A 24,476-nucleotide genomic window follows, 5' to 3' on the forward strand; every position below is an offset into this window, starting at 1 on the left:
CTTGGCGTGCTCAGTTATTTTTCCGGCTCGGCGGTATCGTACAACGTTATCTTGGGGCTCCAGCGATGCCATTCCGGCTCGGCCCGCGGGTACAGTGGGAAATGGCTGCCAGATTCTACCTCGAATCCCATAAAGGGCGGCTCCGGCGTGGCAAAGGCGATTCCACCCCGCCATAGGGCCTGGGCGGATTCCGTATCGATATTGAGGCCACTTCTGAGACCAAAATTCACTTCCACGCCACTGGCGTTCCAAAATACTGTGTGCTGGCGCACCAGGGGTTGGTAGTGTGGCTCAATATATACATAGATATAAACCCGATCCGCCTGTTCTCCCAGAGCAAACCCGGTGACCTCCCCCACCTGGACCTGACGGTAATACACGGGACTGCCCGCCACAAGGGAACCGCGCCTGGCCGCATCCAGTATGACAGTGAGCCCCGGCCGATGCATGGTATCGGTGAGATCGGCTCGCGGTGCTTCCAGTTGCGCATAAAATTGTGTCTGTGGTGGCCCCGTACCCGGCTCCAGGGCCAGGTAGCGACCGGTCACCAGCGTTTCCAGATGCGCGACTTTACCGATACCGATTTGCGGCGACACCACCCAGATACGCGTACCGGCACGGGCAAAACTTTCACCGCGCTGATACAGTTTGGCACGCACCCGCACCTCTTCCAGATCTCCATCCAAATACAAGCGGGTGATTTCTCCCACCTGAACGCCTTTATAACGCAGTGGCGCCCCCGTTTTTAACCCCTGCGCACTGGGGAGCGTGATATCAATTTCAATGCCCTCTTCCAATGCTGCCTCACGGCTGCTGTAGAGCGGAAACTGATCGCCATTTACTGCCTGCACACCCTTTTCATGATCCTCGCGCCGGATACCAAAGGCCACCCCGCCACGCAGTAGCGACATTAGGGAGTCCGCCTCCAGTTCCACCCCTTCACTCAAACTGGCACTGGCGCGCAGGCCACTGATATTCCAAAAGCGCGTCCCCTGTTTCACCAGGTGCGCGTAACGCGGTTCAATCACCACATAGACCTCAACCCCCTCACCATTCCCATGCAGCTCCATGCCCTGGACCTTGCCGACTTCTATGCGGCGAAAATAGACCGGGGCACCGCGCTGTAAGGAACCGGGATTTCGCGCAGTGAGACGCAAATGCAGCCCCGGGGTGCGAAGATCCCTGGGCGGTGCCGAGGCGCTGGCGGAAAATATACGCTGGGAACGCTGCCCCCGGCGCAAGTCCACCTCAATGCGGTTGCCCTTGATCAGGCTATTCAGGCCGCCGCTGAGATCAAATGTGGGTGGCGCCAGCCAAAAGCGGGTGTTTTCGCTGAGCAAATCATCCGTCACCGGGTCCATCAGTACCTTGACCTCCATCCCGTCCATACGGCTGTTGGCTTTTGCATCGCTGACCTCCCCAACCCGGATGCCCTGGTAATAGACTTTGGTATTGCCGGGTGTCACACTGACACCCCGGTTAAAATTCAGCGTGACAGCAATCCCCGCATCTGCCGCAGTAAAATTTTTATACAGCTTGAACTCTGTCCCATTGACCGCCAGGGGGGACTGGCGCTGGGACTCCGGAGTATAAAAACTGACCCCTCCGGCAAACAGGGCAGCGAGGGATTCGAGCGTGACATTGATTCCACTGATCCCCCCTTCAATGGAAATACCGGAGCTGTTCCAGAACCGGCTGCCCCGGTGTACCAGATCGGCGTATTCGCGGCGTATAAACAGTTCTATGCTGACTTCCGAGCCGTCCCGATCCAGGCGGTAATCCGCCACCTGCCCAACACGCAACTGGCGAAAGTACACCGGCGATCCCCGGCTGAGCGATCCCAGGCGACGGGATTTGAGCATCACGCGCAAGCCATCGCCACGGATAAAAGCCGGCGGCCGATCCAGAGCCACAAAGCTGCGCTTGCGCTTACCACTTCCGGATTCGACCGCGATGTAATTACCCGAGAGCAGGGTCTCCAGGCCACTGATGCCGGTTATGGACAGTTCCGGCTTGACCACCCAGAATTTCGTGCCTTCCACGAGCAGATATTCCGCACTGCGGTTGAGACTGACCTCCGCCATAACACCATCGGCACCGTGCAGGGCTTTGGCATTCGGCACCAGGCGCACCTCCTGCACAACACCGATATCCACGCCGGAGTATTTCACCACCGTTTTCCCTTTCACCAGGCCATCGCCGGACAGAAACAGAATGCTGGCCCGCACGTCCCCCTCGGACACGTTCTGGTAGAGGAGCCAGACCGCGATCAGTCCGGCCACCAGCGGCAAGATCCAGACCAGGGGCAGCCCTTTGTCACTGCGCACCAGCCCCCGCTGGGCTCCGCTATCCAGGTGTGCGTCTGCGCTAGCATTGTTGGGCGGGGGCAGCGTATCAGCCATTTTCTGCGGCACTCCTGTGTGCCGCCTGGGGCACTACAGCCGTGTTACCCCGGTCCCCATCACGAACATCCCAGATCAGGCGGGGATCAAAAGTCCGCGCCGCGGTCATGGTGATAACCACCACCGCGGCAAACGCGGTACTGCCAGGACCGGCATCTACCTGGGCAACAAATCCCATATCCACCAGGGCCACCAAAATCGAGAGGATAAACAGGTCCAGCAGAGACCAGCGCCCTATGCCGGATACCACCCGGTAGATTTTCATCGCCTGCAGCGGGTCAAAGGGAATGCGCAGCTGTATTTGCACCAGGAGCAGGGCCAGACCCAGTAATTTCATCACCGGTATGGCAATACTGGCGGCAAAAACAACCAGTGCAATACCCCACATGCCCGCGTTATACAACTGCATGACTCCGCTGATAATGGTGTTGGGTTCGCCGGCACCGAGATAAGTCACGGTCATGACCGGCAGTATATTTGCCGGCAGCAACAGCAGTGCCCCGGTGATCGTCAATGCCCAGGTGAGCATCAGGCTGCCGTCAATGCGCCCATGGACCCGCGCACCACAGCGGGGGCAGCGACAGCGGCCAGCGGCCGGCAAAATAATCAGTTGGTGACAGCAGAGGCAGCTGGTCAGCCCCTGCTTGAAAGCCTTGTAGGGCGCGCTCATCTCCCTGCCCCACGGGCTGCGCGGCGCTGTGCCAAGCGCTGCCAGATGGCGTTCTGGTCAAAACTGAGGGAGGCCAGATTGGCTACCAGCATCATGGCGCCAAAGCAGTAGAGTCCCGGCTCCACTTCCAATTGGCCGAGATCCCGCAGTTTCACCAGCGCCACCAACAGGCCCAGCATATACACATCCAGCATGCCCCAGTCTTTGATGTGCTGATACCAGCGCACCGCATTGGCAACCGGGCGATCGAGCAGCCCCCAGGCACTACCGCAACAGAGAAACAACAACAGCAAAAACTTCGCCAATGGCGCCAGCACACTGCAAAACAAAACCAGTGCCGACAGCCACATAAAGCCGCCCTGGTACAGGGCATCAACCCCGTTCAGCAGGGTGTTTTCAGCCCCAAGGGAGAATAAAGAGAATGTCAGCAGCGGTAGGCTGGCAGAGGGCACAAACAGCAGCAGTCCGGTCAGGCTGAGTGCGATGGTGGGATAAATCCCCCGATTGGTACCCCGTTGCAGGGTGCAGTGGCAGCGCGGACAAACCAGCGCCCGGCCGGGCGGTGCCGGGTCTCCGCTCAACAACAGATCACATTCGTGACAGGCACGCTGCCAGTATATCGGCTCTACGCTGCGCACCGGTTCCATGTGCGAGGACCTCTGCCTATTTCAGTACATCCTGTGCCGCATCCAAAAACTTGGCTGGCACGTCTATTGAAATATAGGCCCTCATACCCGTTCCATACCGCGGCGCTGTTGCCACAGCCTGACCGGTAAACGCACAGTCCCGTCGGTTTAACGAAGATATCGACAAAAGCCGACAACATCGCCTCGACGATGAGGCTGGCCACGGGTAAACTCTCGCGACAGTAGATGGGGGACTGGCAGCACCGCCGAGCCAAGGGACCTAGCGGATATCCAAAACTCGACTGCCGCCAAGAGGACCTTGAAGACGCTTGAAGACCGCACCCGCCACAGGAAGTTGAGACACATGAAAAGAAGTCATCGCCCAGAGCCACAGGGGCGCCCGTTGCGACCACTGAAGACACTGCTCGCCGCCGCCCTGTTGGGCCTCGGCGCCCTCCAGGCCCAGGCCGATACCCTGTGGGATATCTATACCCAGGCCCTGGACAACGACCAGCAACTCGCCGCAGACCGCGCTGCCTACCATGCGGGGATTGAGGCCAAGAATCAATTCCGTGCGGCATTGTTGCCGCAGGTCAATGCCACTGTTCAGGCGGCAAGGGTGGATACGGATAACTCCAGCAATGCCTCAACCGTTGTGGGAGATCGTTTTGCTACCCCACCAGATATCGTGGACTTCTTTCTAAGGTCAACGGGAACCACTCAAAACAGAACCTACAACGCGAATTTGTCCCAGGCAATCTTTAACGCCCCCGCCTGGTTCGATTACCAGCAGGGCAAAAAGCAGACCGAACAAGCCACCGCAGAGTTCAGCGCCAACCAGCAGGGCATGATGATCCGTGTGGCCACCGCCTATTTCGATGTACTCCGCGCCTACGATGTGCTGGAAGCAGCCATCGCCGAGGAGCAGGCCCTGGCCAAGCAACTGGAGCAGACCCAGCAGCGCTTTGAGGTGGGCCTGACCGCGATTACGGATGTCTACGATTCCCAGGCCGCCTATGACAGTTCAGTCGCGCGCCGTCTCACCGCCCAGGACGACCTGCTCAGTGATTTCGATGCCCTGTCGGTACTGACCGGCGGCTACCACGACGCCGTGGCGCCATTGAATGCCGGGTTCCAGGTGGCGGCGCCGGTACCGGCGGAGCGCGCCGACTGGGTGGAGTTTGCCCTGGCCAACAACTTTGAACTCAAGGCCGCACGGCTCAATGCCGAGGCAGCCCGCTACAATGCCCGTTCCGCAGCCAGTGAACACCTGCCCACACTTACTGGAACACTGACCTATAACAAGTTCACCTCAAATGGCGAAATACGTGAAAAATATCGGGACTTCAGAGGAGAGGCAATTACAAACTTTCCTCGGGATTTGGACAATCGAGACACCACTGCAGCGCTCACCCTGGATATCCCAATCTATACGGGCGGGCTACTCAGCGCCAATCGTCGCCAGGCCCGCAACCTGTCTTTCCAGGCCCAAGATCTGCGCAACCTGACCGAGCGCAATACCATCCAGACCACCCGCACCCTGCACCGCGCGGTAGTTACCGACGTTTCCCGGGTTTCGGCCCGCCAGCAGGCGGTGGTCTCCGCCAAAAGCGCCCTGGACGCTACCCAGGCGGGCTACGAGGTGGGCACCCGCAATATCGTCGATGTCCTGCTGGCGCAGCGCACCCTGTTCCAGTCCCAGACCGACTATGCCAATGCGCTTTACGACTATATTCTCAACACCCTGAACCTCAAGCAGGTCGCCGGTCTGCTGTCCCCCAAGGACCTGCAGGAGCTGGACGCCATGCTGAATCCCGAGCGCACTGTGCCCCGGGTTGCCGAACCCAACCCCACCCGCCCGCCGGCATCCTCCCGATAATCTCGGCCGGTGAGTGGGCCCGAGTTCGCTCACCGGTCCAGGCCAGCGGCCAGGCCCTCAATCTCATCCAGCAAGCGCTGCAAAGCGCCTTTGTTTGCCTCCGCCACTCTCCTGCCCCGTTGACCGGCCCCTTTGCGGCGGGTATCGCTTTCCAGCCAGGCGCGCAACTGTCGCGCCAGGGATTCCGCATCCCTGGCAATCGCCATACCGCCGGCCTCCACCAGCAGTTGCGAGACCGTGGCAAAATTGTGCAAAAACGGGCCGCAGACTACAGGTACACCCCAGGCCGCAGGTTCAATCATATTGTGCCCACCGACAGGCACCAGGCTACCGCCGACAAAGGCCACGTCACAGGCGCCATAAAAACGCAGCAATTCCCCCATCGTATCGCCCAGCAAAACCTGATCCCGCGCCACTGGCGCACTGCCTTCACTGCGCCTGACCACCCGCAAACCGCGCGCCCGGCACAGCTGTGCAACACTGCTAAAACGCTGGGGATGGCGGGGCACCAGGACGAGCAGCAAATCCGCAAATGCCCGCTGCAATATTGAGAAAGCATCCAGGATAATGCCGTCCTCACCATCGTGGGTGCTGGCCGCAAGCCACACCTTGCGATTGGCAAAGCCGCGCCACTGGTGCGATAGCACCTGGGCCTCGCTCGCCAGGCCCAGATCAATATCCAGATCAAACTTAATATTTCCGCCGGCTACAATCCGTTCTTTGGGCAAACCCAGTGAGAGAAAACGCTCTGCATCCATGGGGTATTGAGCCACTACCCGTTCGAGATCCCGCAGCATGGCGCGGGTAAATCCGGGAAACCGCCCATAACCGCGCGCAGATTTTTCACTCAAACGGGCATTGACGAGCAGGCTGGGGATGCTCTGCTTCCGGCAAAGGCGCAACAGATTGGGCCACAGCTCGGTTTCGACAATCACCAACATACTGGGGCGCAGGGCTTTCAGAAACGGGACAAGGTATTCGGGCAGATCGTAGGGGAGATAATAGTGCAGCAGGCGCCCGCCCAGAACAGGACGCAGTGCCTCGCGCACCCGCTCAGAACCCGTGGGTGTACTCGTCGTCACCAGCCACTGCCACCTGGGGTGGCGTGCGGCAAGCCTGTCTATCACTGGTATTGCCGCGAGGGTTTCCCCCACGGAAACGGCATGCACCCACATCAGGGGAGCGCGGCTGAGACGCCCGGGTACCTGCCCCAGGCGTTCCCGCAGACGCTTGCGGTACGCGGGCTGACGGCGGCCCCGCCACCAAAGGCGAAAAAGAACGAACGGTAACGCGATGCGAAAAAACCAGGAGTAGAGCGTCAACATGAACAGGTGTTATCAAACATTCCGTACCCGCAGCCCGGTGCAGGCATCCGGGTTCCTATCTTACACCTAGGAAGCACCATCGAGCCCCAGGTATTTCGTGCTCAGCAATCGACAACACGATAAAAATCCGAACGCGCCCCAAAGACACCGCATGCCATACCGACAGAGCGACACAAACGCAACCAGGGCCGCGAGCCCAGGCGTCGCCCCCCCAGGATCAACCCCAGTGCACAACTCACACCGGCCATCAGGAGCTGAAAAACCGCCGAGATCAAAATGCTGAACCGACTCCGACCCGAGGCGAGCTTCTGCTTAGCCAGGGTGATGCCCGCTGAATATTTGCGCCGGGACAACCAGCGCATATTGGCGCGGCACTCCGGTACAGCTTCATACACCCTGGCCTCCACACAGTGCACGATCTCTCCCCCTGGCACTGTATTCGGTAAAAAACAAAACATCCTCCCCCCCGAATGGATCCCGTTCATCAAAGCGCAGGCCAAAGGTACGAATCGCTTCCATGGGAATAAGGACATTGTTGGTGGCGCAATAGTTAAGCCGGTCACCAGTTTCGCGTCGCTTGCGGGAAAAAAATCCGGAATAGAACTCAGGCACAGAGTCTGGCAACTGCCTCACCACACTGCCACTGACCACCGAGTGTCCGCCAATTGCCTGTGCGTAGCTAAACAAACGGATTAACCAGTCCTGCGCCACCCACTCATCATCATCAATAAAAACCAGGTAATCCGCCCCTTTGCGCTGTGCCTCTGAGATGCAGCGATTGCGCGCATAGGGAATGCCCCGGCGCTCTTCCAGAACACAGAGGATTGGCAGTGGAAACTCTGCCGAAAGGGATTCGACCAGCTGCGCCCCCTCCCTGCCTACGGGATCGTTGTCCACTACCGTCACAGTCACCGCAGCATCTGGTGGCAGCTGGAGCACGGCGAGACTCTGCAAGGCACCACGCAGCTGATTCGGCCGTTTGCATGTGCAAATACAGATATCCAACAGTAATGGCAATGTAAACTCCAATGACAGCGGAGAATCGGCTGTGGGTTCGGCGATAGGCGGGCAGCCTATACCCGTCGCGATTGCCTGTCTATAATACTGTGCTTGCGAGATTGCCAAGCGCCCAGACGGGCTTGGCTAAGAGAGGCACAAGTACTGGTAACCCCCGCACCCTATTCCCGGTCAATCCATCCATGAAAATTATGCAATTGCTGCCCGCTCTCAATGCCGGGGGCGTCGAGCGCGGCACACTCGATTTGGCTCGTGCACTGGCTCGGGCCGGACACCAATCGACGGTAGTATCCAGTGGCGGCGCCATGGTGACACAACTGGAGTCCGAAGGGTCACAGCATTTTACACTCCCTATCCATAAAAAATCCTTTATCAGCTTATTACAGGTTCGTCCACTTAGACAACTTATCTCGAAAGAGCAGCCGGATATTCTCCACGTCCGCTCACGGGTTCCCGCCTGGCTTGCCTATTTAGCCTGGCGAAAACTCGATGCAATAGGCCGTCCGCACCTGATCAGTACCGCGCACGGCCTGTACTCCATCAATCCCTACAGCGCCATTATGGCGAGAGCAGAGCGGGTCATCGCCATTTCCGAATGTGTGAGCACCTATTTACTGAATAACTATGCAGGCTATCTGCAGCACCGCCCGGAAATTATCTATCGCGGGGTAGACACCGATGAATTCAATCCCGGCGTGCAGGCCCCAGCCGGTTGGCGCAACGACATTGAAGCAGCGTTTCCGAACTTGCGAGGCAAGCGCTGGCTGTTATTGCCCGGCCGACTGAGCAGATGGAAAGGCCAGGAAGACTTTATCCAACTTATCCTGCGCTTAAGCCGCACCCGCAACGACATCCATGGCATTATTCTCGGTAGTGCCGAGCCCAATAAGCAGCGTTACGCAAAAGAACTCAAGCAAGCGGTCACTGATCTGCATTTGGACCAACACCTCACGTTTGTCGGCCATCGCAGCGATATCCGCTACTGGTACAGTGAATCCGCGCTGGTGTATAACCTGTCCAAACGGCCGGAACCCTTCGGCCGTACGGTGATTGAGTCCGCCGCTATAGGCACACCTATTATTGGTTACAATATCGGTGGCCCCGCTGAGTCACTTGGGGCCTGTTTCCCTCAGGGACTGGTAGATCAGAATGATACAGAAGTTCTTTTTACGCGCACCCAGGAGTTACTTGAAGGCCCCCGGCAAAGAGCCCGTCTTGCGGTCCAATTCACACTTCAAAGACAAGTCGAGCGCACACTTGCCGTCTACCGTTCCCTGCTCAACACATCCCCCGGAGACCACTCCGGTGATTGACCTGAGCCACAGCAAGCCCTTTGCCAGCGGCGGCAACCGCCTGTGCTACCGCCACCCCCAGGATTCGCGGTTATGCGTAAAGGTGATGCGCCCCGGACGGGCAGCCGAGCTGCTGGGCCGCGCACCCTGGTACAAGCGCTGGCGTGGTGAGGGCAGATTTGATGACAACCTGCGTGAACAGCAGGGATATGCGCAAAGGGCGATACAGCGAAACTCCGAAGGCCTCTGGCAACATCTGCCGCGCTGGTACGGTATACAGGAGACCAGTCTAGGCCCGGCTGCAGTGACCGATATGATTCTGGATGCAAACGGCGCTCCCGCACCCACCCTGCGCCAATACCTGAATAAACAGGGATTTGACCAGGAGGTGCGCGAAGCGCTACAGCGCTTTGCCCTCTGGCTGCTGAAATACGGTATATTGACCAAAAACCTGATTGCGCACAATCTGGTACTCTGTCGACAAAAGGGGCAACTGCAGGTCTATGTTATTGATGGCCTGGGCTGTGCCTCCCTATTGCCCCTCGCGAAAATTTCCAACTTCTTCGCCAAACGCTATATCCGGCGACGAATCCAGCGTATGTGGCTGAGAGCGGAGTGGGAGATCTCCGACAAGAAAGTGCCCTGGAGAAAGTTTGAGTCCTACGGTTTAAAGCGCTAGCGGATTGACAGTCCACAGCGGCGAAGCAGCGCCCGCGCACAAACAAGATACTGATCCAGGGGCACTCGTTCCGATTGCGCAATCACTTCCTCCCAGCGTTCGCCAACCACCCCCTGATCCACCAGCCTCTGCACCGCCGCCCGAACCTTATTGGCCCGAGAACGGCAGGGAACGCGGATAACTCCCACCCGCGCGCGGCTCTGCAATGATTCGAAGAGCATCGAAATGCTGTCTTCACTCACCCAGATCTGTTCCGCCGCCGCCATTTGCGCATGCACCCAATCCGGGGAACAGGACCGCCAGTCAACCAAATGCGCTTCTCTCCCGGCAAGGCTTTCCAGCAAGCCCTCGGGCGTGCGCCGGCTGTTCGACAGGTACCAGTCGAGGGGCTGTGATAACAACTGTTTTACCTGGCGGCGCACAGGCCCGTCATCCCAGCAGAAGTGCCTGCTCGGGCCACCGAGCAATATCAGACCGCGTCCCGACCGCGCGGCGTTATCGGGCAGGGGGCCTGTCAGGGCCCCCTGGCTGAGAATGACATTCTCCAGGGGCGGTGGGCGATCGTGTTCCGGGACAATCGCAAAATCAAACCAGCGAAATGGGAATTGGGGTCGATTGATGGCGACGGCACGTCCACCGTAACGGTAGCGTGCCGCCAGCATCGGCAGGCGGGTTCTGCGGCCAGTGCCGATATGGAAATCCGGTCTGGGCAGGCTGGAGAGCCCTTTGGCAAGCCCCATGACGATACCATAGGCGGTTACCGACAGGGGTATATCCACGCAATTCAACTGCCCGCCATAACTGCTGTCAAGACCACGGACCAGCGCAGCACTCTGTTTTTCGTGCGCGCGATTACCGTCGAGAAAACGCCAAACTGTCAGCGGCAAGAGACCATCCCAGAGTACAAGCTAGAGAAGAGAGCAGCCGGACGCCAGCCGCGTCCCGGAAGACCGAGAAAGCGCAATGCTACCGCAAGCCTCCCGGCTATTGAAGCCCAATGCCATTCCGGATAGTCTCGCGCCCCTATTGGCTCCGGTAAAGTGACGGGACTGATCCCAAGTGCCCACGGGTCCAGTATGACCAGATGTTAGACCTATTACCTGTACCCTAAACTGCCGTCTGTCGTAAACTTTCACGAAAACCAACGCAGCGGTATGGCTTCAATATGCAATGCCCTGCTACTGACTGTTAAACGCACTGAACCCAATTACAATGATGTTTGAATCTGGAAGTACACCCCCCCTCTCTTTCCCAACTCCCTATCGGCAGCAGGAGTCCAAGTGGGTTGCCGGGTTACTGCAACTGGCACGCCTGGGACTGTTCCTGCTGTTATGTGGTTTTTATCTGGCGCCGAAAGTTTCAGGAGTGCAAACCAGTTTCTATTTGACTCTCCTGCCGGCCTCCCTGCTGCTGATGCTCTGGCGAAAGGACTTTCGCTTTGTGTGCTCATGGCAGTTCATTGCCTTCCTGAGCCTGCCGATAATACTTGCTTTATCGACGCTCTGGGCCAGCGGCGACAATGCCGATGTGCAGCGGGAAGCCCCTTACTACTGGAAGCTGGTACTCTATCTGGCTCTTTTTTACGCTGCCATTTACTTCCTACTGGAGCATTGTGGCGATGCGGTACTGCACCAGCTATTGCTGGCTCTGATTGCAGTGGGTCTGTTCTCCGGCCTCATGTCATTGGCAGCCTATGGGTTTGCCGATGGCTTCCAGCGCCTTCACCGTATCGGTGGAATATCCCTGCAGGGCAATATCGATAAGACCGCGATGCTGTTTGGATTCCACAGCTTGTTTTGCTGCTACGGCATCGCCCGGACCTCGCGACTTTGGCGCATACTGTCCTGGAGCGGTTTGTGTGTTTCCTGTGTTTATGTAGTCCTGTCACAAACCAAAATCCCCATCGCAATGGCGGGGGCGGCGGTGCTGCTCGCGGCCCTGATTACGCCATCACGCCTGCTAAAGGCATTGGTATTGTTGGCAGTGCTCGTCGTTATTCCCGTGACCTACCTGATTCTGTTTGGCGATCTTCCCCTGCTGCACCGGGGCACGGCCTACAGCATTCGCCTGGAGCTTTGGGGCAAGGTCTACGATGAACTTATGCGCTCCCCAATCATGGGTTCCGGCCTGGTTCACAAGCAATTTATCGAGATGGGCCGTCTGCTGCCACACCCGCACAACTACCTGCTGGATGTAGCGCGTTTTTCCGGGCTGCTGGGCATCCTTGCCTGTGCCTGGCAGGGCCTTGGTGCCCTATCAACGGTATTGAGCAGGAAAAAGCTGCTGAGCTGGATTCCTGGCTTAGTTGTGGTCTGGTTTTTGTTCGGCGTTCTGGCCATGCTGGTATATGCGCAACAGCCCCTGGTCAAACCCAGCTATATCTGGTTCTTCTACTGGGCGCCACTTGCCATCCTGTTGGCGCGCAGCTACCGGGAGTGCAATCAACCCGGGTCTGTGGAAGCACCTTGTCCCCAAGTATTTCGCAACCGCCATTATCCAACCAATGAGCCACAGGTATGAACGTCACTGTTTTTGGCACCGGCTATGTGGGCCTGGTGCAGGCCGCCGTACTGGCAGAAGCCAGTAACCGGGTAGTTTGTATTGACATCGATACCGATAAAATCGCCCGCCTAAAACAGGGGGAGATTCCCATCTATGAACCCGGCCTTGAGCCGATGGTAAAAAACGGGATCGCCACGGGGAATCTGGTTTTCTCTACGGATGCCGCTTATGGCGTGGAACACGGGGAGCTGCTCTTTATTGCCGTTGGAACCCCACCGGACGAAGACGGCTCTGCCGACCTGCGCCATGTACTGACCGTGGCCAGGACCATCGCCGCGCACATGGATTGCAAGAAATACATTATCAACAAATCCACGGTGCCTGTGGGGACAGCAGACAAAGTGCGTGCGGCGATCGGGGAACAACTGGCCAAGCGCGGCATACCCGACCTGCCATTCGATGTTATTTCCAACCCCGAGTTTCTCAAGGAGGGCTCTGCGGTTGCCGACTGCATGCGCCCGGACCGCATCGTGATCGGCACCTCGGAAGCCGAGTCCGAGCAGAAACTCCGCCACCTGTATGCACCTTTCAACCGCAACCATGAAAAGATTCTGGTAATGGACGTGAAAAGCGCCGAGTTGACCAAGTATGCCGCAAATTGCATGTTGGCAACAAAAATCAGCTTTATGAACGAGATCGCCAATATCGCCGATAAGGTTGGGGCAGATATTGAGGCGGTGCGCCAGGGGATTGGCTCGGACCCAAGGGTGGGCTACCAGTTTATCTATGCCGGCATCGGCTACGGTGGCTCCTGTTTTCCGAAAGACGTTAAAGCCCTGATCTCCTCCGCGCGACAACGGGGTCTGAGCGCAGATATTCTCACTGCGGTGGAATCCCGCAACGAGCGACAAAAGCATTACCTGGCTGACAAAATCCTGGCCCATTTCAATGGCAACCTGAATGGCCGGGTCTTCGCGCTCTGGGGGCTCTCATTCAAACCCAATACCGATGATATGCGCGAAGCCCCCAGTCGCGTGCTTATGGATCGACTGTGGGGGCAGGGCGCTACAGTGCGCGCCTTTGACCCGCAAGCCATGGAGGAGTGCCTGCGGATCTATGGAGCACGGGATAACCTCGTGTTATGTGATTCAAAGAATGACGCCCTTCAAGGAGCAGATGCCTTGATCATTGCAACCGAATGGCAACAGTTTAAGGCCCTGAATACCGGCGAACTCAAAGCGGCACTCAAGACACCGGTGGTTTTCGACGGGCGCAACCAGTACGAGCCCGATGAACTGGGTGAAGCCGGTTTTGAATATTACTGCGTGGGACGACCGGATCTCACCACTGCCCGGTAAGCCAGCCAGTGCGCGCACCGAACCCATACAAAAAACCGGCATCTACCGGTTTTTTCTTCTCGGGAATATCCCCTCAGGCGATACGAATCTGTGTCTCAGCGGTATCAGTGACATCACTCAACCAACTCCGGTGTGCCGCACTGCGCCCGTGCACCACCTCAAAATAGAGGCCTTGCAACCGTCCCGTGATTGGCCCGCGCCTGCCGCGGCCGATGGTGCGCCCGTCAAGGGTGCTGATGGGCAACACTTCGGCGGCCGTGCCGGTAAAGAATGCCTCATCGGCTATATAGGCTTCATCCCTGGTGATGCGCTTTTCCACCACGCGGTAGCCACATTCCCTGGCCAATTCAATCACCGTTGCGCGGGTAATACCATCCAGGCAGGAAGTGAGTTCCGGCGTATACAGGATGCCGTCTCTGACAATAAACACATTCTCTCCGCTGCCCTCGGCCACATAGCCCTCGGGGTCGAGTAACAGCGCCTCTTCACAGCCGTTACGCACCGCCTCCTGCAGAGCCAGCATTGAATTGATGTAATTGCCATTGGCCTTGGCTTTACACATGCTGATATTGACGTGATGGCGGGTATAGGAAGACGTATTGACCTTGATACCCTGCTCCAGCGCCTCCGGGCTCATATAACTGGGCCACTCCCAGGAGGCGACAATCACATGGGTGCTCAGACCCTCTGCACGCAAACCCATTCCCTCGCATCCGTAGAACACCATCGGGCGCAAATAGGCCTGTTGCAGATCGTTCTCTCTCACCACCAGACGCTGGGCCGCATTCAGGGTTTCGGCACTGTAGGGCATGGGCATATTCATAATTTTCGCGGAGCGGAATAACCGGCGGGTGTGATCCTGCAGGCGAAAAATACTGGCACCGGACTCCGTGCCGTAGGCGCGCACACCTTCAAATACCCCCATGCCGTAGTGGAGGGTATGCGTCAGAACATGTACGCGCGCATCGCGCCAGGGAACCAGCGCACCGTCAAACCAGATAACGCCGTCGCGGTCGGCAAAAGACATGGGGGACAACTCCTACAAGTCCTGAAAAACAGTGTAATCGGGCAACAGCATGTTGCCAGGCAGTTAACCGAGCAATTGCTGCCAGCTTGCTTGAACGGTCTTTCTCTCCGCCGTGAAGTGGTCATCGCGCACAATCCCCGGCAATTGTTGTAGTGCCAGGCGATGACCTTCAGATCGGTAGGCTTTGTAGGCATCGATCAGATAACCGGCCTGTTTGGCCGGCATCAGGCCCGCGTCAACAAGACTTTCGAGAATGCGAATCGTATCCGTGTAACGCACTATCGAGGGCGCAGTTGGCGCCCAGGCCAGAGCGGCATATTGAACCAAAAACTCAATATCGACAATACCGCCAACGCCGTGTTTAAGGTCGAAATCTTTATCATTGCCCTGATCCAGATGGGCACGCATTTTATCGCGCATTGCGATCACATCTTTGCGTAATTTCTGCTCATTTCTCGCCTCGCAAAGCAATTTCAAGCGCAGCCTTTGAAAGTCGTTGCTCAGCCGGGTGCTGCCCGCCACCGGGCGTGCGCGCACCAGAGCCTGGTGCTCCCAGGTCCAGGCGCTCTCGCGCTGGTATTTTTCAAAAGCGGTCATGGTAGTGACCAGCAGCCCCGAATTGCCGGATGGGCGCAGGCGGGTATCCACTGCATAGAGCGGGCCACTCAAGGTGCGAGTTTGCAGGATATGAATCAATCGCTGCGCCAGCCGGGTATAAAAGCGCAAATTATCAATGCCATTGCTGCCATCAGTAACACCCTGGGGATCGGCATCGTGCATAAAAACAATATCCAGGTCCGAACCATAGGAAAGCTCCAGGCCGCCCAGTTTGCCATAGGCGATAATCGCAAAGCGCATATCCCCCTCCGACGCCCCGGCGGGCAGCCCGTACTTTTCTACCATTTGCATCCAGGCCAGATGCAGGGCGTGCTGCAGTATCGCTTCAGCCAGCCAGGTGAGGGCGTCACTAACTTTCATTAGCGGCAGAGTGCCACTGACCTCCTGGGCGGCAATACGCAAACTCTGGCTCTGCTTGAAGTACCGCAGCGCCTCCATCTGCCATTCCAGATCTGTGGAACCGGTGCGCAGCAGTTCACGGCGCAACTCGTCAGAGAGATCCGCCGCCGCAACCGGCGCCAGCAAGCGGCGGGAATCCAGCAACTCATCCAGCAGGATCGGATGGCGTGCCAGTTGCTCGGCGATTCTCGGGCTGGCACTGCACAGGCGCACCAACTGGCTGAGTACCGGGGGATTTTCATTGACCAAGACAAGATAGGCGCTGCGGCGCAGTACCGAGCGCACCAGGGGGAGCACCCTGTTGAGCACCAGCAGGGGCTGTTGCTGCAATCCGGCAACCGCCAACAGCAATGGCATAAACTGGTCCAGGCGTGCGCGGGATGATGCCGGCAGTGCGACTACCATAGGGGCGACGTTCAGATCCCGCAGCAGGTCCAATGCCTCCCGCGCCGGGGTAAAGCCGGCATTGTTCAGAGCCTGCAGGTTGATCTCTTCACTGCCGTCCTCACTGACACTGCCCCACAGCGTCTGCCACTCCTCCGCTACGCGGGGCTCGGCAATATCCGCCGGCGGTGCGATTACAGTATCGAATTCGCGCTCGACCACATTGCGCACCGCCGCCAGTTCTCCGAACAACTGCGCCGAGTTATCGCGCCCGAGGGCGTAGGCCAGTCGCGCACGTTCTCTGTCGTCCTGTGGCAGCGCTTGCGTCTGCTGGTCTCTCTGCGCCTGCAGTGCGTGTTCCACCCGCCGCAGCAGCCGATAGCAGTCCGCAAGCTCCCCGGCCACGCCCGCTTCCACGTGCCCTTCAGTTTCCAGCAGCGGTAACAGTTTCAGCAAGTTGCGTTCGCGCAGGGCGGGATCGCGGCCGCCGCGAATTAACTGGAAAGCCTGGGCAATAAATTCCACTTCGCGAATGCCCCCACGGCCCAACTTGATGTTGTCGCTGAGCCCCCGGGCGCGCACCTGGCGCTGGATCAACGCTTTCATTTCGCGCAGCGCCTCGATGGCACTGAAATCGATATAGCGGCGGTAGGTGAACGGGCGCAGCAGTGCCATCAGCTCCGTTGCAAAGCGCTTATCACCGGCCACCGGACGCGCCTTGACCATGGCATAGCGCTCCCATTCGCGCCCCTGGGTCTGATAATAGTCCTCCAGTGCGCTGAAATGACTCACCAGAGGCCCACTGTCCCCATAGGGACGCAGACGCATATCCACACGAAACACAAAACCATCGGCAGTGATGGTATTCAGGGATTTGATCAGGCGCTGGCCCAGGCGCTGGAAAAAGATCTGATTTTCCACGCACCGCTCGCCGTCGGTATGGCCCGGCTCGGGGTAGGCAAAGATCAGGTCGATATCCGAGGAGAGGTTCAGCTCCCGCGCACCCAGCTTCCCCATACCCAGCACCACCATGGACTGTACCTGCCCCCGGCTGTCGCGGGGCTCGCCATAGCGCTGTACCAATTGTCTGTGGTGCCACTGCAGGGCGGCATCAATACACAGCTCTGCCAGCGCACTGAGACGCAGGCAGGCCCGGGAGATATCCCATTGAGTGGCAAAATCCCGAAAGATCACCTCTGTTGTCACACGGTTGCGCAGCCGTCGCAGTGCGCAGTCGAGGGAGGCGTCGCTATCAAAATCGGGTAGAGCCAGCCCGAGATCCGCGCTTTGCAACAACCTCAGTAACAGCTGTGGCTGGCGGCAGCATTGCCGGAAAAAGAATTCGGAACCGGTCAAACTCCGCGCCAACCCCCGCTGCAGGGCCTGATCCCTCAACAGGTCCTCAGCCTGGCTGACGCGCGCTTTGCCCGCCTGCTCACACCAGTCGCGCCAGTGCGCCTGCAACTGGGGCTTCAGGGATTCGGGACAGTTGGCGCATTCAAACATGGGGGCATGGATCCTTAGTGCGGGCAAAGGGCCGGGAGGCGGTTTCTCTCTCGCCGCACCCCTGGAGGAGGAATCCGGCAGCCGATGAGCGGCCGGATTCAGCCATTACGCCATGTTCATTGCCCGGGTGCAATCCAGTGGCCACTATCCACTAAGAGACAATCTCTGGCGGCGGTGCCACACGCAGTACTTCCGCAACCGTGGTCACACCTGCCGCCACCTTTATCGCACCGGACAGGCGCAGGCTGTTCATACCCTCGCGCATGGCCCGGCGGCGCAGCTGTTGCAGGTCGCAGTCAGGGGTGATCTGCGCCTGTAGCGATTCGCTAAACGGCAGTATCTCGTAAATGCCCTGCCGCCCCAGATAACCAGTATTGCGACACACCAGGCAACCTTCAGGGCGGTAAATTCTCTCTGGCATCGGCGCCTTCCAGGGGCGTACCAGGGCGTGCCAGTCGGCCTCTTCAATCCTGTCCTCGCGCTTGCATGAGGGACAGAGCGTACGCACCAGGCGCTGCGCCATGACCCCAAGCACGGTGGACTTGAGCAGGTAATGAGGCAGACCCAGGTCCAACAAGCGTGTGACCGCAGTGGGGGCATCGTTGGTGTGCAGGGTTGAAATGACCAGATGCCCGGTGAGGGCAGCCTGTACTGCCATCTGTGCAGTTTCCAGGTCGCGGATCTCACCCACCATAATAATGTCCGGGTCCTGGCGCATGAGAGTGCGGATACCGGCGGCAAAATCAAAGCCGATGGCATGGTGCACTTGGGTCTGGTTAAAACACTCCTCCACCATTTCGATCGGGTCCTCCACGGTGGAGACATTGACTGCGGAGGTGGCAAGCTGCTTGAGGCCGGTGTACAGGGTGGTGGTTTTGCCCGAACCGGTGGGACCGGTCACCAGGACAATGCCGCTGGAGTGCGACAGCATTTTCTGCCAGCGGGCCAGATCCTCGCCGCCGAGGCCCAGGTCACTGTAGGAGCGCGCCAGCACCTCGGGATCGAAAATCCGCATCACCAGTTTTTCCCCAAACGCAGTGGGCAGAGTGGACAGACGCAACTCCACCTCACTGCCATCGGGGCGCTTGGTTTTGATACGGCCGTCCTGGGGTTTGCGCTTCTCCGCCACATTCATACGACCGAGAATCTTCAGGCGGCTGGTGACCGCCGCATTCACCTGATCCGGCAGCTCGTGAATGGGGTGCAGCACCCCATCGATGCGAAAGCGGATACGCCCGACCTGCCGCCTGGGCTCGATATGGATATCGCTGGCACGCTGGTCGAAGGCGTGCTGCAACAGCCAGTCGACAATATTGACAATATGCTGGTCGTTGGCCTCGGGATCCTTGAGATTGCCCAATTCGAGCAGCTGTTCGAAATTATGCGCTGCAGAGGTCCCCTGCAGGCCACTGGCACCGGAAATGGAATTGGCCAGAGAATAAAACTCGATACAGCAGCGTTTGATATCCGCCGGATCTGCCACCACACGGCGCACCCGGCGGCCACTGGTATGGGCCAGCTGCTCCTCCCAGCCGTGCACAAAAGGCTGTGCCGTGGCAACCAGCAGCTCATCAGCACCTGCTTCCACACACAGGATCTGGTGGCGCTTGGCAAACTGGAAACTCATTACCTCGGTCACCGCACTTACGTTTACCTTGAGCGGATCGATATGGTAGAGGGGGTGGGTGGAACTCTCGGCCAGCCAGGCGCTGAGTGTATCGCGATTCAACAGGGTACCCTGGGCCTTCCGGTTGGCCAGGTCGCAGCTGGCGATATAACTGAGGGGGTGCATCTGGGCCTGCTCCGCCGTGCGCGGGGTGCCCGCGACACGGTTGGCATCCTGCCGGCTCACATAGCCCTGGGTCACAAGATCCTCCAACAGTCCGTGTAAATCCAGCAACCTGTCCGCCGCTTTGCTCTCTGTCATTGTCAACCTCCTGTATTTACCTGTGACGACGCATTGTAGCCCCATCGCCGCGGTGCAACAGTGCGTCGTTAACGCACCGTTACCGAAATTGGTTCTATTGGGGTACCATGCCGCGGTTTCGCACCCCGAGCAATGGAGCTAACCATGGTCCTGTCGAATATAGCCAACCTGTTTGGCCGCTCCCCGATCAAGCCGATCGAGCAACATATGGCTGCGGCCCACGAGGCTTCCGCCGATCTGGTCCCCTTCTTCGAGGCCCTGATCCGCGGCGATCTGGTCGAGGCAGAACAAATCCAACTGCGCATCTCCGCCACCGAGAACCGCGCAGATGACATCAAGAGAGACCTGCGTCTGCACCTGCCCGACAGCCTGTTCATGCCGGTATCCCGATCCGACCTGCTGGAACTGCTGCACGCCCAGGACGAGGTGGCAAATACCGCCCAGGATATCGCCGGCCTCGCCGTTGGCAGAAAGATGCAGATCCCGGCCAGCCTGCAGCCCTTGATGACGACTTTCGTCGAGAGTGCCGTGGCTACTTCCGCCCAGGCGCTGCGCGCCATCAACGAACTGGACGAGCTGCTGGAGAGCGGCTTTGCCGGGCGCGAGATCACGATTGCCCGGCGCATGATCGAAGAGCTGGACGAATTGGAACGCCAATCCGACAAACTCGAAGTTGAGATTCGCGCTGCGCTGTTTGCCATAGAAAAAGACCTGCCGCCGGTGGATGTGATGTTTCTCTACCGGATCATTGAATGGACCGGTGACCTGGCCGATCGCGCCCACAGCGTTGGCAACCGTTTGCAATTGTTGCTGGCACGTTAGGGGGTTGTGCAGTGGAGATTCTCAGTCAATACGGCCATATTCTGCTGGTCTTGGCCTGTGTGTCGGGCTTCTTTATGGCCTGGGGTGTGGGCGCAAACGATGTTGCCAACGCCATGGGCACCTCCGTGGGCTCGCGCGCATTGACGGTCAAACAGGCGATCCTGATCGCCATGGTTTTTGAGTTTGCCGGGGCCTACCTGGCCGGCGGGGAAGTTACCGCCACCATCCGCAAGGGGATTATCGATTCGGAGGTCTTCGCCGCGCAGCCCCAGTTGCTGGTGTACGGCATGCTGGCCGCCCTGCTCGCCGCCGGTACCTGGCTGCTGATCGCCAGCGTCCTGGGCTGGCCGGTATCCACCACCCATTCCATTGTCGGCGCCATTGTGGGCTTCTCCGCGGTGGGCATCTCCACAGAGGCGGTTGCCTGGGGCAAGGTGGGCAGTATCGTGGCGAGTTGGGTGGTCTCGCCGCTACTGGCCGGTACCATTGCCTTCCTGCTGTTTCGCAGTGTGCAGCGCCTGATCCTGGATACCGAAGATCCCTTCTCCAATGCCAAGCGCTATATCCCCATTTACATGTTCGCCGTGGGCTGGATGATCGCTATGGTCACCCTGACCAAGGGGCTCAAGCATGTGTTGAAAGATGCCAATATCCAGCTCAGCTTCATCCAGGATGCCGGTATTGCGGCCCTCGCGGGCCTGTTGGTGATGGGCGTCGGCATCGCCATGCTCAAACGTGTCAAACGCGACCCCGCCAGTGAAGTGGGAAACCGCTTTGCCAGTGTGGAGCGGGTCTTCGCCATCCTCATGATATTCACCGCCTGCGCCATGGCCTTCGCCCACGGTTCCAACGATGTCGCCAACGCGGTGGGCCCGCTGGCCGCTGTGATCAACACCATCCAGTCCGGCGCGGTCACCGCCAAAGCCACCATGCCCTCGTGGATTCTATTACTGGGGGGCCTGGGTATCGTGGTGGGCCTGGCCACTTACGGTTTCAAGGTCATGGCCACCATTGGCAGGAAAATTACCGAGTTGACCCCCAGCCGCGGCTTCGCCGCAGAACTGGGTGCCGCCGCCACCGTGGTACTCGCTTCCGGCACCGGTCTGCCCGTCTCCACCACCCACACCCTCGTGGGGGCGGTGCTCGGGGTGGGCCTGGCGCGGGGAATTGGCGCACTGAACCTGCGCATGATCACCACCATCGCCGCCTCCTGGGTTGTGACCCTGCCAGCAGGTGCCGGTATTGCCATTCTGTTCTTCTATTTCTTCAAGGGCCTGTTCGGCTGATCCCGCGGCTTTTTGCTTTTGCGCACGGGGGGAGCACACACGCTCCCTTTGTCGCTGCAAACCCTTTCACCAGTTTACCCTTCCCCTCCCCTTGGTATTCACCCGATAATCCCACCCTGGCGCCGCCATACTGGGTTGCCGGGTTTTCAAGGGCTCGCACCGGCTTGGGACCGGTGCGACAAGTGATGAGGATGCGCGTGATGGCAACTGTCAGGGTACCCGAGTTAAAGGAACAATTGCGCCAGCTGATTGCCTGCCCCAGTATCAGCTCCACAGATCCGGCGCTGGATATGGGCAACCGCCCCCTGGTAGAGCTGCTGGCTGCCTGGCTGGAAAGTCTGGGCTTCGGTGTGGCACTGATGCCCCTTGAGGGCAGCCCGCACAAAGTCAATATGATTGCCACTTTAGGCGGCTGTGCGGACAGCCACAGCGGCCTGGTATTGTCCGGGCACACCGACACAGTTCCATTTGACCAGGGGCGCTGGCAATCGGACCCGTTCACATTGCAGGAGCGCGATAACCGCTTCTACGGGCTCGGTACCAGCGACATGAAAGGGTTTTTCCCCCTGGCCATTGAAGCGGCCAAAACCTTTGTGGATCAACCCCTGCGCCAGCCCTTGACTATACTCGCCACCGCGGACGAAGAGACCTCCATGGCCGGCGCCCGTGCGCTGGTTGCCGCAGGCCGCCCGCGCGCGCGCTATGCGGTGATCGGCGAACCCACCGGCTTGCGCCCGGTGCGCATGCACAAGGGCGTGATGATGGAGGCCGTGCGGATTACCGGCCGCTCCGGCCACTCGTCCGACCCGAACCTGGGCGCCAGTGCACTGGAGGCCATGCACACAGTGATCGATGCATTGCTGGCTCTGCGCGAAGAGTGGCAGCAGAAGTATCAGCACCGCGGCTTTGCCGTGCCCGTCCCCACCCTGAACCTGGGATGTATTCACGGCGGTGACAATCCGAACCGGATTTGCGCTGCCACAGAGCTGCAGTTTGATGTCCGCCCGCTGCCGGGCATGCCTCTGGCCGAATTGCGCGCAGAGCTGGGCAAGCGCATACAGGCCAGCGGCGCACGCAGCGGCATCCACATCGAGATCCGGTCGTTGTTTCCCGGCACAGAGCCCTTTGAGCAGGATGCCCACTCGGACTTGGTGAAGGCCGCAGAGACCCTCTGCGGCCAGGGCGCCGACAGTGTCGCCTTTGGCACCGAAGCGCCCTATCTCAAGCGCCTGAATATTGACACCATCGTGCTCGGTCCCGGGGATATCGACCAGGCGCACCAGCCGGATGAATACCTCGGGCTGGAGCGTATAGTACCGATGACGGAGATACTGCGCAGCCTGATTGCCCGTTTCTGTCTCTGATCGCATACCATGAAGACAAAGGCGGCAACACTGCAACAGGCTTGCCCGCAAATCCCTTAACACGTCAACAGGCAGTAGAGTAACCCGGTGAGTGACAATAACGGCTCCCTCAACTGGTTCCGCCACGCGGCACCCTATATCAATGATCTGCGCGGCCGCACCCTGGTGATCGGGTTGCCCGGCGATGCCCTTGCGCACGCCAATTTTCGCAACCTGGTGCACGACCTGGCACTGCTTGCCAGCCTCGGGGTACGTCTGGCCGTAGTCCACGGTGCCCGGGCGCAGATCAACCGCGCCCTGAGTGAACAGGGTATCGAGAGCCGCTTTCACGACGGCAATCGCATCACCGACCGGGACAGCCTGGAGGTGATCAAAGCGGCGGTGGGCAGGCTGCGCTTCGATATTGAGGCGGCATTTTCCCAGGGGTTACCCGACTCCCCCATGGCCCGTTCAGCCCTGAAAGTGGTCTCGGGCAATTTTGTCACCGCGCGTCCGAGCGGTGTGCTGGACGGCGTTGACCTGCGCTGGACCGGCACCGTCCGGCGCATGGAGGTCAACACACTGGAACAGGCCCTGCACCAGGGTGCCCTGGTCCTGCTGTCCCCACTGGGCACCTCCCTCACCGGTGAGCTGTTCAATCTCAATTATCTGGATCTCGCCGCGGAGGCCGCACGGGTACTGCGCGCCGAGAAACTGGTGCTGTTTCGCGCTCCGGCCCAGCTTGTGGTGGATGGCGAAGTGGTACACGAACTGAGTCTTGTGCAAGCCGAGCAGGTGGCCGCACGGGTGCACAGCGATACCCTGCGGTGCGCCATTCGCGCCTGTAATGCCGGCACTGCCCGCATCCACCTGCTCAGCTACTGCCAGAACGGCGCCCTGATCCAGGAACTATTCCGCCGCGAGGGCGCCGGCACCATGATCTACCGGGACAGCTATGAAGTGGTTCGCCGGGCGCGTATCACCGATGTGGGGGGCATCCTCGGCCTGATCCGCCCCCTGGAAAAACAGGGAGTTCTGGTGCGCCGCTCGCGGGAAAAGCTCGAAGCGGAAATCGCGCATTTTACCCTGGTGGAGGTGGATGGCACCCCGGTGGCCTGCGCCGCGCTCTATCCCATCAAGGACAACAGCAATTTCACGGGCGCGGCAGAAATCGCCTGTGTCGCCATCCACCCGGCATTTCGCGGTGGCGGGCGCGGCGCCAAGCTGATGCGCCATCTGGAACGCCAGGCACGTGCAGTCAATATCCGCGAACTCTATGTGCTCACCACCCAGACCGAGCACTGGTTTATCGAGCAGGGCTTTACACAGGCCGACGTCGGCGCGTTGCCCGCTTCGCGCAAGTCCCTGTACAACCTGCAGCGCAACTCGCGGATTTTGTGCAAGCGCCTGTGAC

General features: G+C 59.2%; 19 protein-coding genes. 9 read left to right on the forward strand and 10 right to left on the reverse strand.

Annotated elements, in window-relative coordinates:
* Positions 1–14: 14 nt before the first annotated feature.
* The 3 genes from M8T91_RS15530 to M8T91_RS15540 are packed head-to-tail and all read right to left on the reverse strand — an operon-like array spanning position 15 to position 3,719.
* A complete protein-coding gene (locus M8T91_RS15530) occupies positions 15–2,402 on the reverse strand; it encodes a PqiB family protein (RefSeq protein WP_301415079.1) in 2,388 nt (795 codons plus the stop codon).
* Positions 2,395–3,072, reverse strand: a complete 678-nt coding sequence (locus M8T91_RS15535; protein ID WP_301415080.1) for a paraquat-inducible protein A — start codon at positions 3,070–3,072, stop codon at positions 2,395–2,397. The genes M8T91_RS15530 and M8T91_RS15535 overlap by 8 nt, the downstream gene beginning before the upstream one ends.
* Positions 3,069–3,719 (reverse strand): paraquat-inducible protein A, encoded by a 651-nt coding sequence (locus tag M8T91_RS15540; RefSeq protein WP_301415081.1) that lies wholly within the window; start codon positions 3,717–3,719, stop codon positions 3,069–3,071. The genes M8T91_RS15535 and M8T91_RS15540 overlap by 4 nt, the downstream gene beginning before the upstream one ends.
* 343 nt (positions 3,720–4,062) lie before the next feature.
* On the opposite strand from M8T91_RS15540, the gene M8T91_RS15545 reads away from it, so the two are divergent.
* Positions 4,063–5,577 carry a TolC family outer membrane protein gene (locus M8T91_RS15545; protein WP_301415082.1) on the forward strand — a complete coding sequence of 505 codons (1,515 nt, stop codon included), beginning with the start codon at positions 4,063–4,065 and terminating at the stop codon, positions 5,575–5,577.
* Between the two features lie 29 nt (positions 5,578–5,606).
* Here M8T91_RS15545 and waaA read toward each other — a convergent pair whose 3' ends face one another.
* The 3 genes from waaA to M8T91_RS15560 form a co-directional block, all read right to left on the reverse strand.
* Positions 5,607–6,902 (reverse strand): lipid IV(A) 3-deoxy-D-manno-octulosonic acid transferase, encoded by a 1,296-nt coding sequence (gene waaA, locus M8T91_RS15550; protein WP_301415083.1) that lies wholly within the window; start codon positions 6,900–6,902, stop codon positions 5,607–5,609.
* A gap of 101 nt (positions 6,903–7,003) precedes the next feature.
* Positions 7,004–7,297 (reverse strand): hypothetical protein, encoded by a 294-nt coding sequence (locus M8T91_RS15555; protein ID WP_301415084.1) that lies wholly within the window; start codon positions 7,295–7,297, stop codon positions 7,004–7,006.
* On the reverse strand, positions 7,290–7,919 hold the full coding sequence (locus M8T91_RS15560; RefSeq protein ID WP_301415085.1) for a glycosyltransferase family 2 protein: 630 nt from the start codon (positions 7,917–7,919) through the stop codon (positions 7,290–7,292). Before M8T91_RS15560 ends, M8T91_RS15555 begins: the two co-directional genes overlap by 8 nt.
* A 182-nt stretch (positions 7,920–8,101) precedes the next feature.
* Here M8T91_RS15560 and M8T91_RS15565 point away from each other — a divergent pair, with 182 nt between their 5' ends.
* Together M8T91_RS15565 and M8T91_RS15570 are read left to right on the forward strand one after the other, a co-directional pair.
* Positions 8,102–9,232, forward strand: a complete 1,131-nt coding sequence (locus M8T91_RS15565) for a glycosyltransferase family 4 protein (RefSeq protein ID WP_301415086.1) — start codon at positions 8,102–8,104, stop codon at positions 9,230–9,232.
* Positions 9,225–9,890, forward strand: a complete 666-nt coding sequence (locus M8T91_RS15570; protein WP_301415087.1) for a YrbL family protein — start codon at positions 9,225–9,227, stop codon at positions 9,888–9,890. Before M8T91_RS15565 ends, M8T91_RS15570 begins: the two co-directional genes overlap by 8 nt.
* Here M8T91_RS15570 and M8T91_RS15575 read toward each other — a convergent pair.
* Positions 9,887–10,777 carry an ELM1/GtrOC1 family putative glycosyltransferase gene (locus M8T91_RS15575; RefSeq protein ID WP_301415088.1) on the reverse strand — a complete coding sequence of 297 codons (891 nt, stop codon included), beginning with the start codon at positions 10,775–10,777 and terminating at the stop codon, positions 9,887–9,889. The two genes, M8T91_RS15570 and M8T91_RS15575, sit on opposite strands and share 4 nt — an antisense overlap.
* A 325-nt stretch (positions 10,778–11,102) precedes the next feature.
* Between M8T91_RS15575 and M8T91_RS15580 the strand changes: the two genes are divergently transcribed.
* Together M8T91_RS15580 and M8T91_RS15585 are read left to right on the forward strand one after the other, a co-directional pair.
* Positions 11,103–12,410 carry an O-antigen ligase family protein gene (locus M8T91_RS15580; protein WP_301415089.1) on the forward strand — a complete coding sequence of 436 codons (1,308 nt, stop codon included), beginning with the start codon at positions 11,103–11,105 and terminating at the stop codon, positions 12,408–12,410.
* Positions 12,407–13,750, forward strand: a complete 1,344-nt coding sequence (locus tag M8T91_RS15585) for a UDP-glucose dehydrogenase family protein (RefSeq protein ID WP_301415090.1) — start codon at positions 12,407–12,409, stop codon at positions 13,748–13,750. Before M8T91_RS15580 ends, M8T91_RS15585 begins: the two co-directional genes overlap by 4 nt.
* 73 nt (positions 13,751–13,823) lie before the next feature.
* Here M8T91_RS15585 and M8T91_RS15590 read toward each other — a convergent pair whose 3' ends face one another.
* From M8T91_RS15590 to tfpB, 3 genes are all read right to left on the reverse strand, one after another.
* Positions 13,824–14,777, reverse strand: a complete 954-nt coding sequence (locus M8T91_RS15590) for a branched-chain amino acid transaminase (protein ID WP_301415091.1) — start codon at positions 14,775–14,777, stop codon at positions 13,824–13,826.
* A gap of 63 nt (positions 14,778–14,840) precedes the next feature.
* Positions 14,841–17,684 (reverse strand): bifunctional [glutamate--ammonia ligase]-adenylyl-L-tyrosine phosphorylase/[glutamate--ammonia-ligase] adenylyltransferase, encoded by a 2,844-nt coding sequence (glnE, locus tag M8T91_RS15595; RefSeq protein WP_301415092.1) that lies wholly within the window; start codon positions 17,682–17,684, stop codon positions 14,841–14,843.
* A 151-nt stretch (positions 17,685–17,835) separates the two neighbouring features.
* A complete protein-coding gene (tfpB, locus tag M8T91_RS15600; RefSeq protein ID WP_301415093.1) occupies positions 17,836–19,611 on the reverse strand; it encodes a type IV pilus assembly ATPase TfpB in 1,776 nt (591 codons plus the stop codon).
* A 144-nt stretch (positions 19,612–19,755) separates the two neighbouring features.
* Between tfpB and M8T91_RS15605 the strand changes: the two genes are divergently transcribed.
* From M8T91_RS15605 to argA, 4 genes are all read left to right on the forward strand, one after another.
* Complete coding sequence (locus tag M8T91_RS15605) at positions 19,756–20,433, forward strand: TIGR00153 family protein (protein ID WP_301415094.1); 678 nt, start codon at positions 19,756–19,758, stop codon at positions 20,431–20,433.
* An 11-nt stretch (positions 20,434–20,444) separates the two neighbouring features.
* Positions 20,445–21,719, forward strand: a complete 1,275-nt coding sequence (locus M8T91_RS15610; protein ID WP_301415095.1) for an inorganic phosphate transporter — start codon at positions 20,445–20,447, stop codon at positions 21,717–21,719.
* Between the two features lie 200 nt (positions 21,720–21,919).
* The gene (gene argE / locus M8T91_RS15615; protein ID WP_301415096.1) at positions 21,920–23,083 is read left to right on the forward strand and encodes an acetylornithine deacetylase; all 1,164 of its coding nucleotides are present in this window, start codon (positions 21,920–21,922) and stop codon (positions 23,081–23,083) included.
* Positions 23,084–23,170: 87 nt separating this feature from the next.
* Positions 23,171–24,475, forward strand: a complete 1,305-nt coding sequence (gene argA, locus M8T91_RS15620) for an amino-acid N-acetyltransferase (RefSeq protein ID WP_301415097.1) — start codon at positions 23,171–23,173, stop codon at positions 24,473–24,475.
* The last annotated feature ends 1 nt before the right edge of the window (position 24,476 follow it).

Origin of the sequence: Microbulbifer sp. MI-G (assembly GCF_030440425.1) — a bacterium.
Taxonomy (GTDB): Bacteria; Pseudomonadota; Gammaproteobacteria; order Pseudomonadales; family Cellvibrionaceae; genus Microbulbifer; species Microbulbifer spongiae.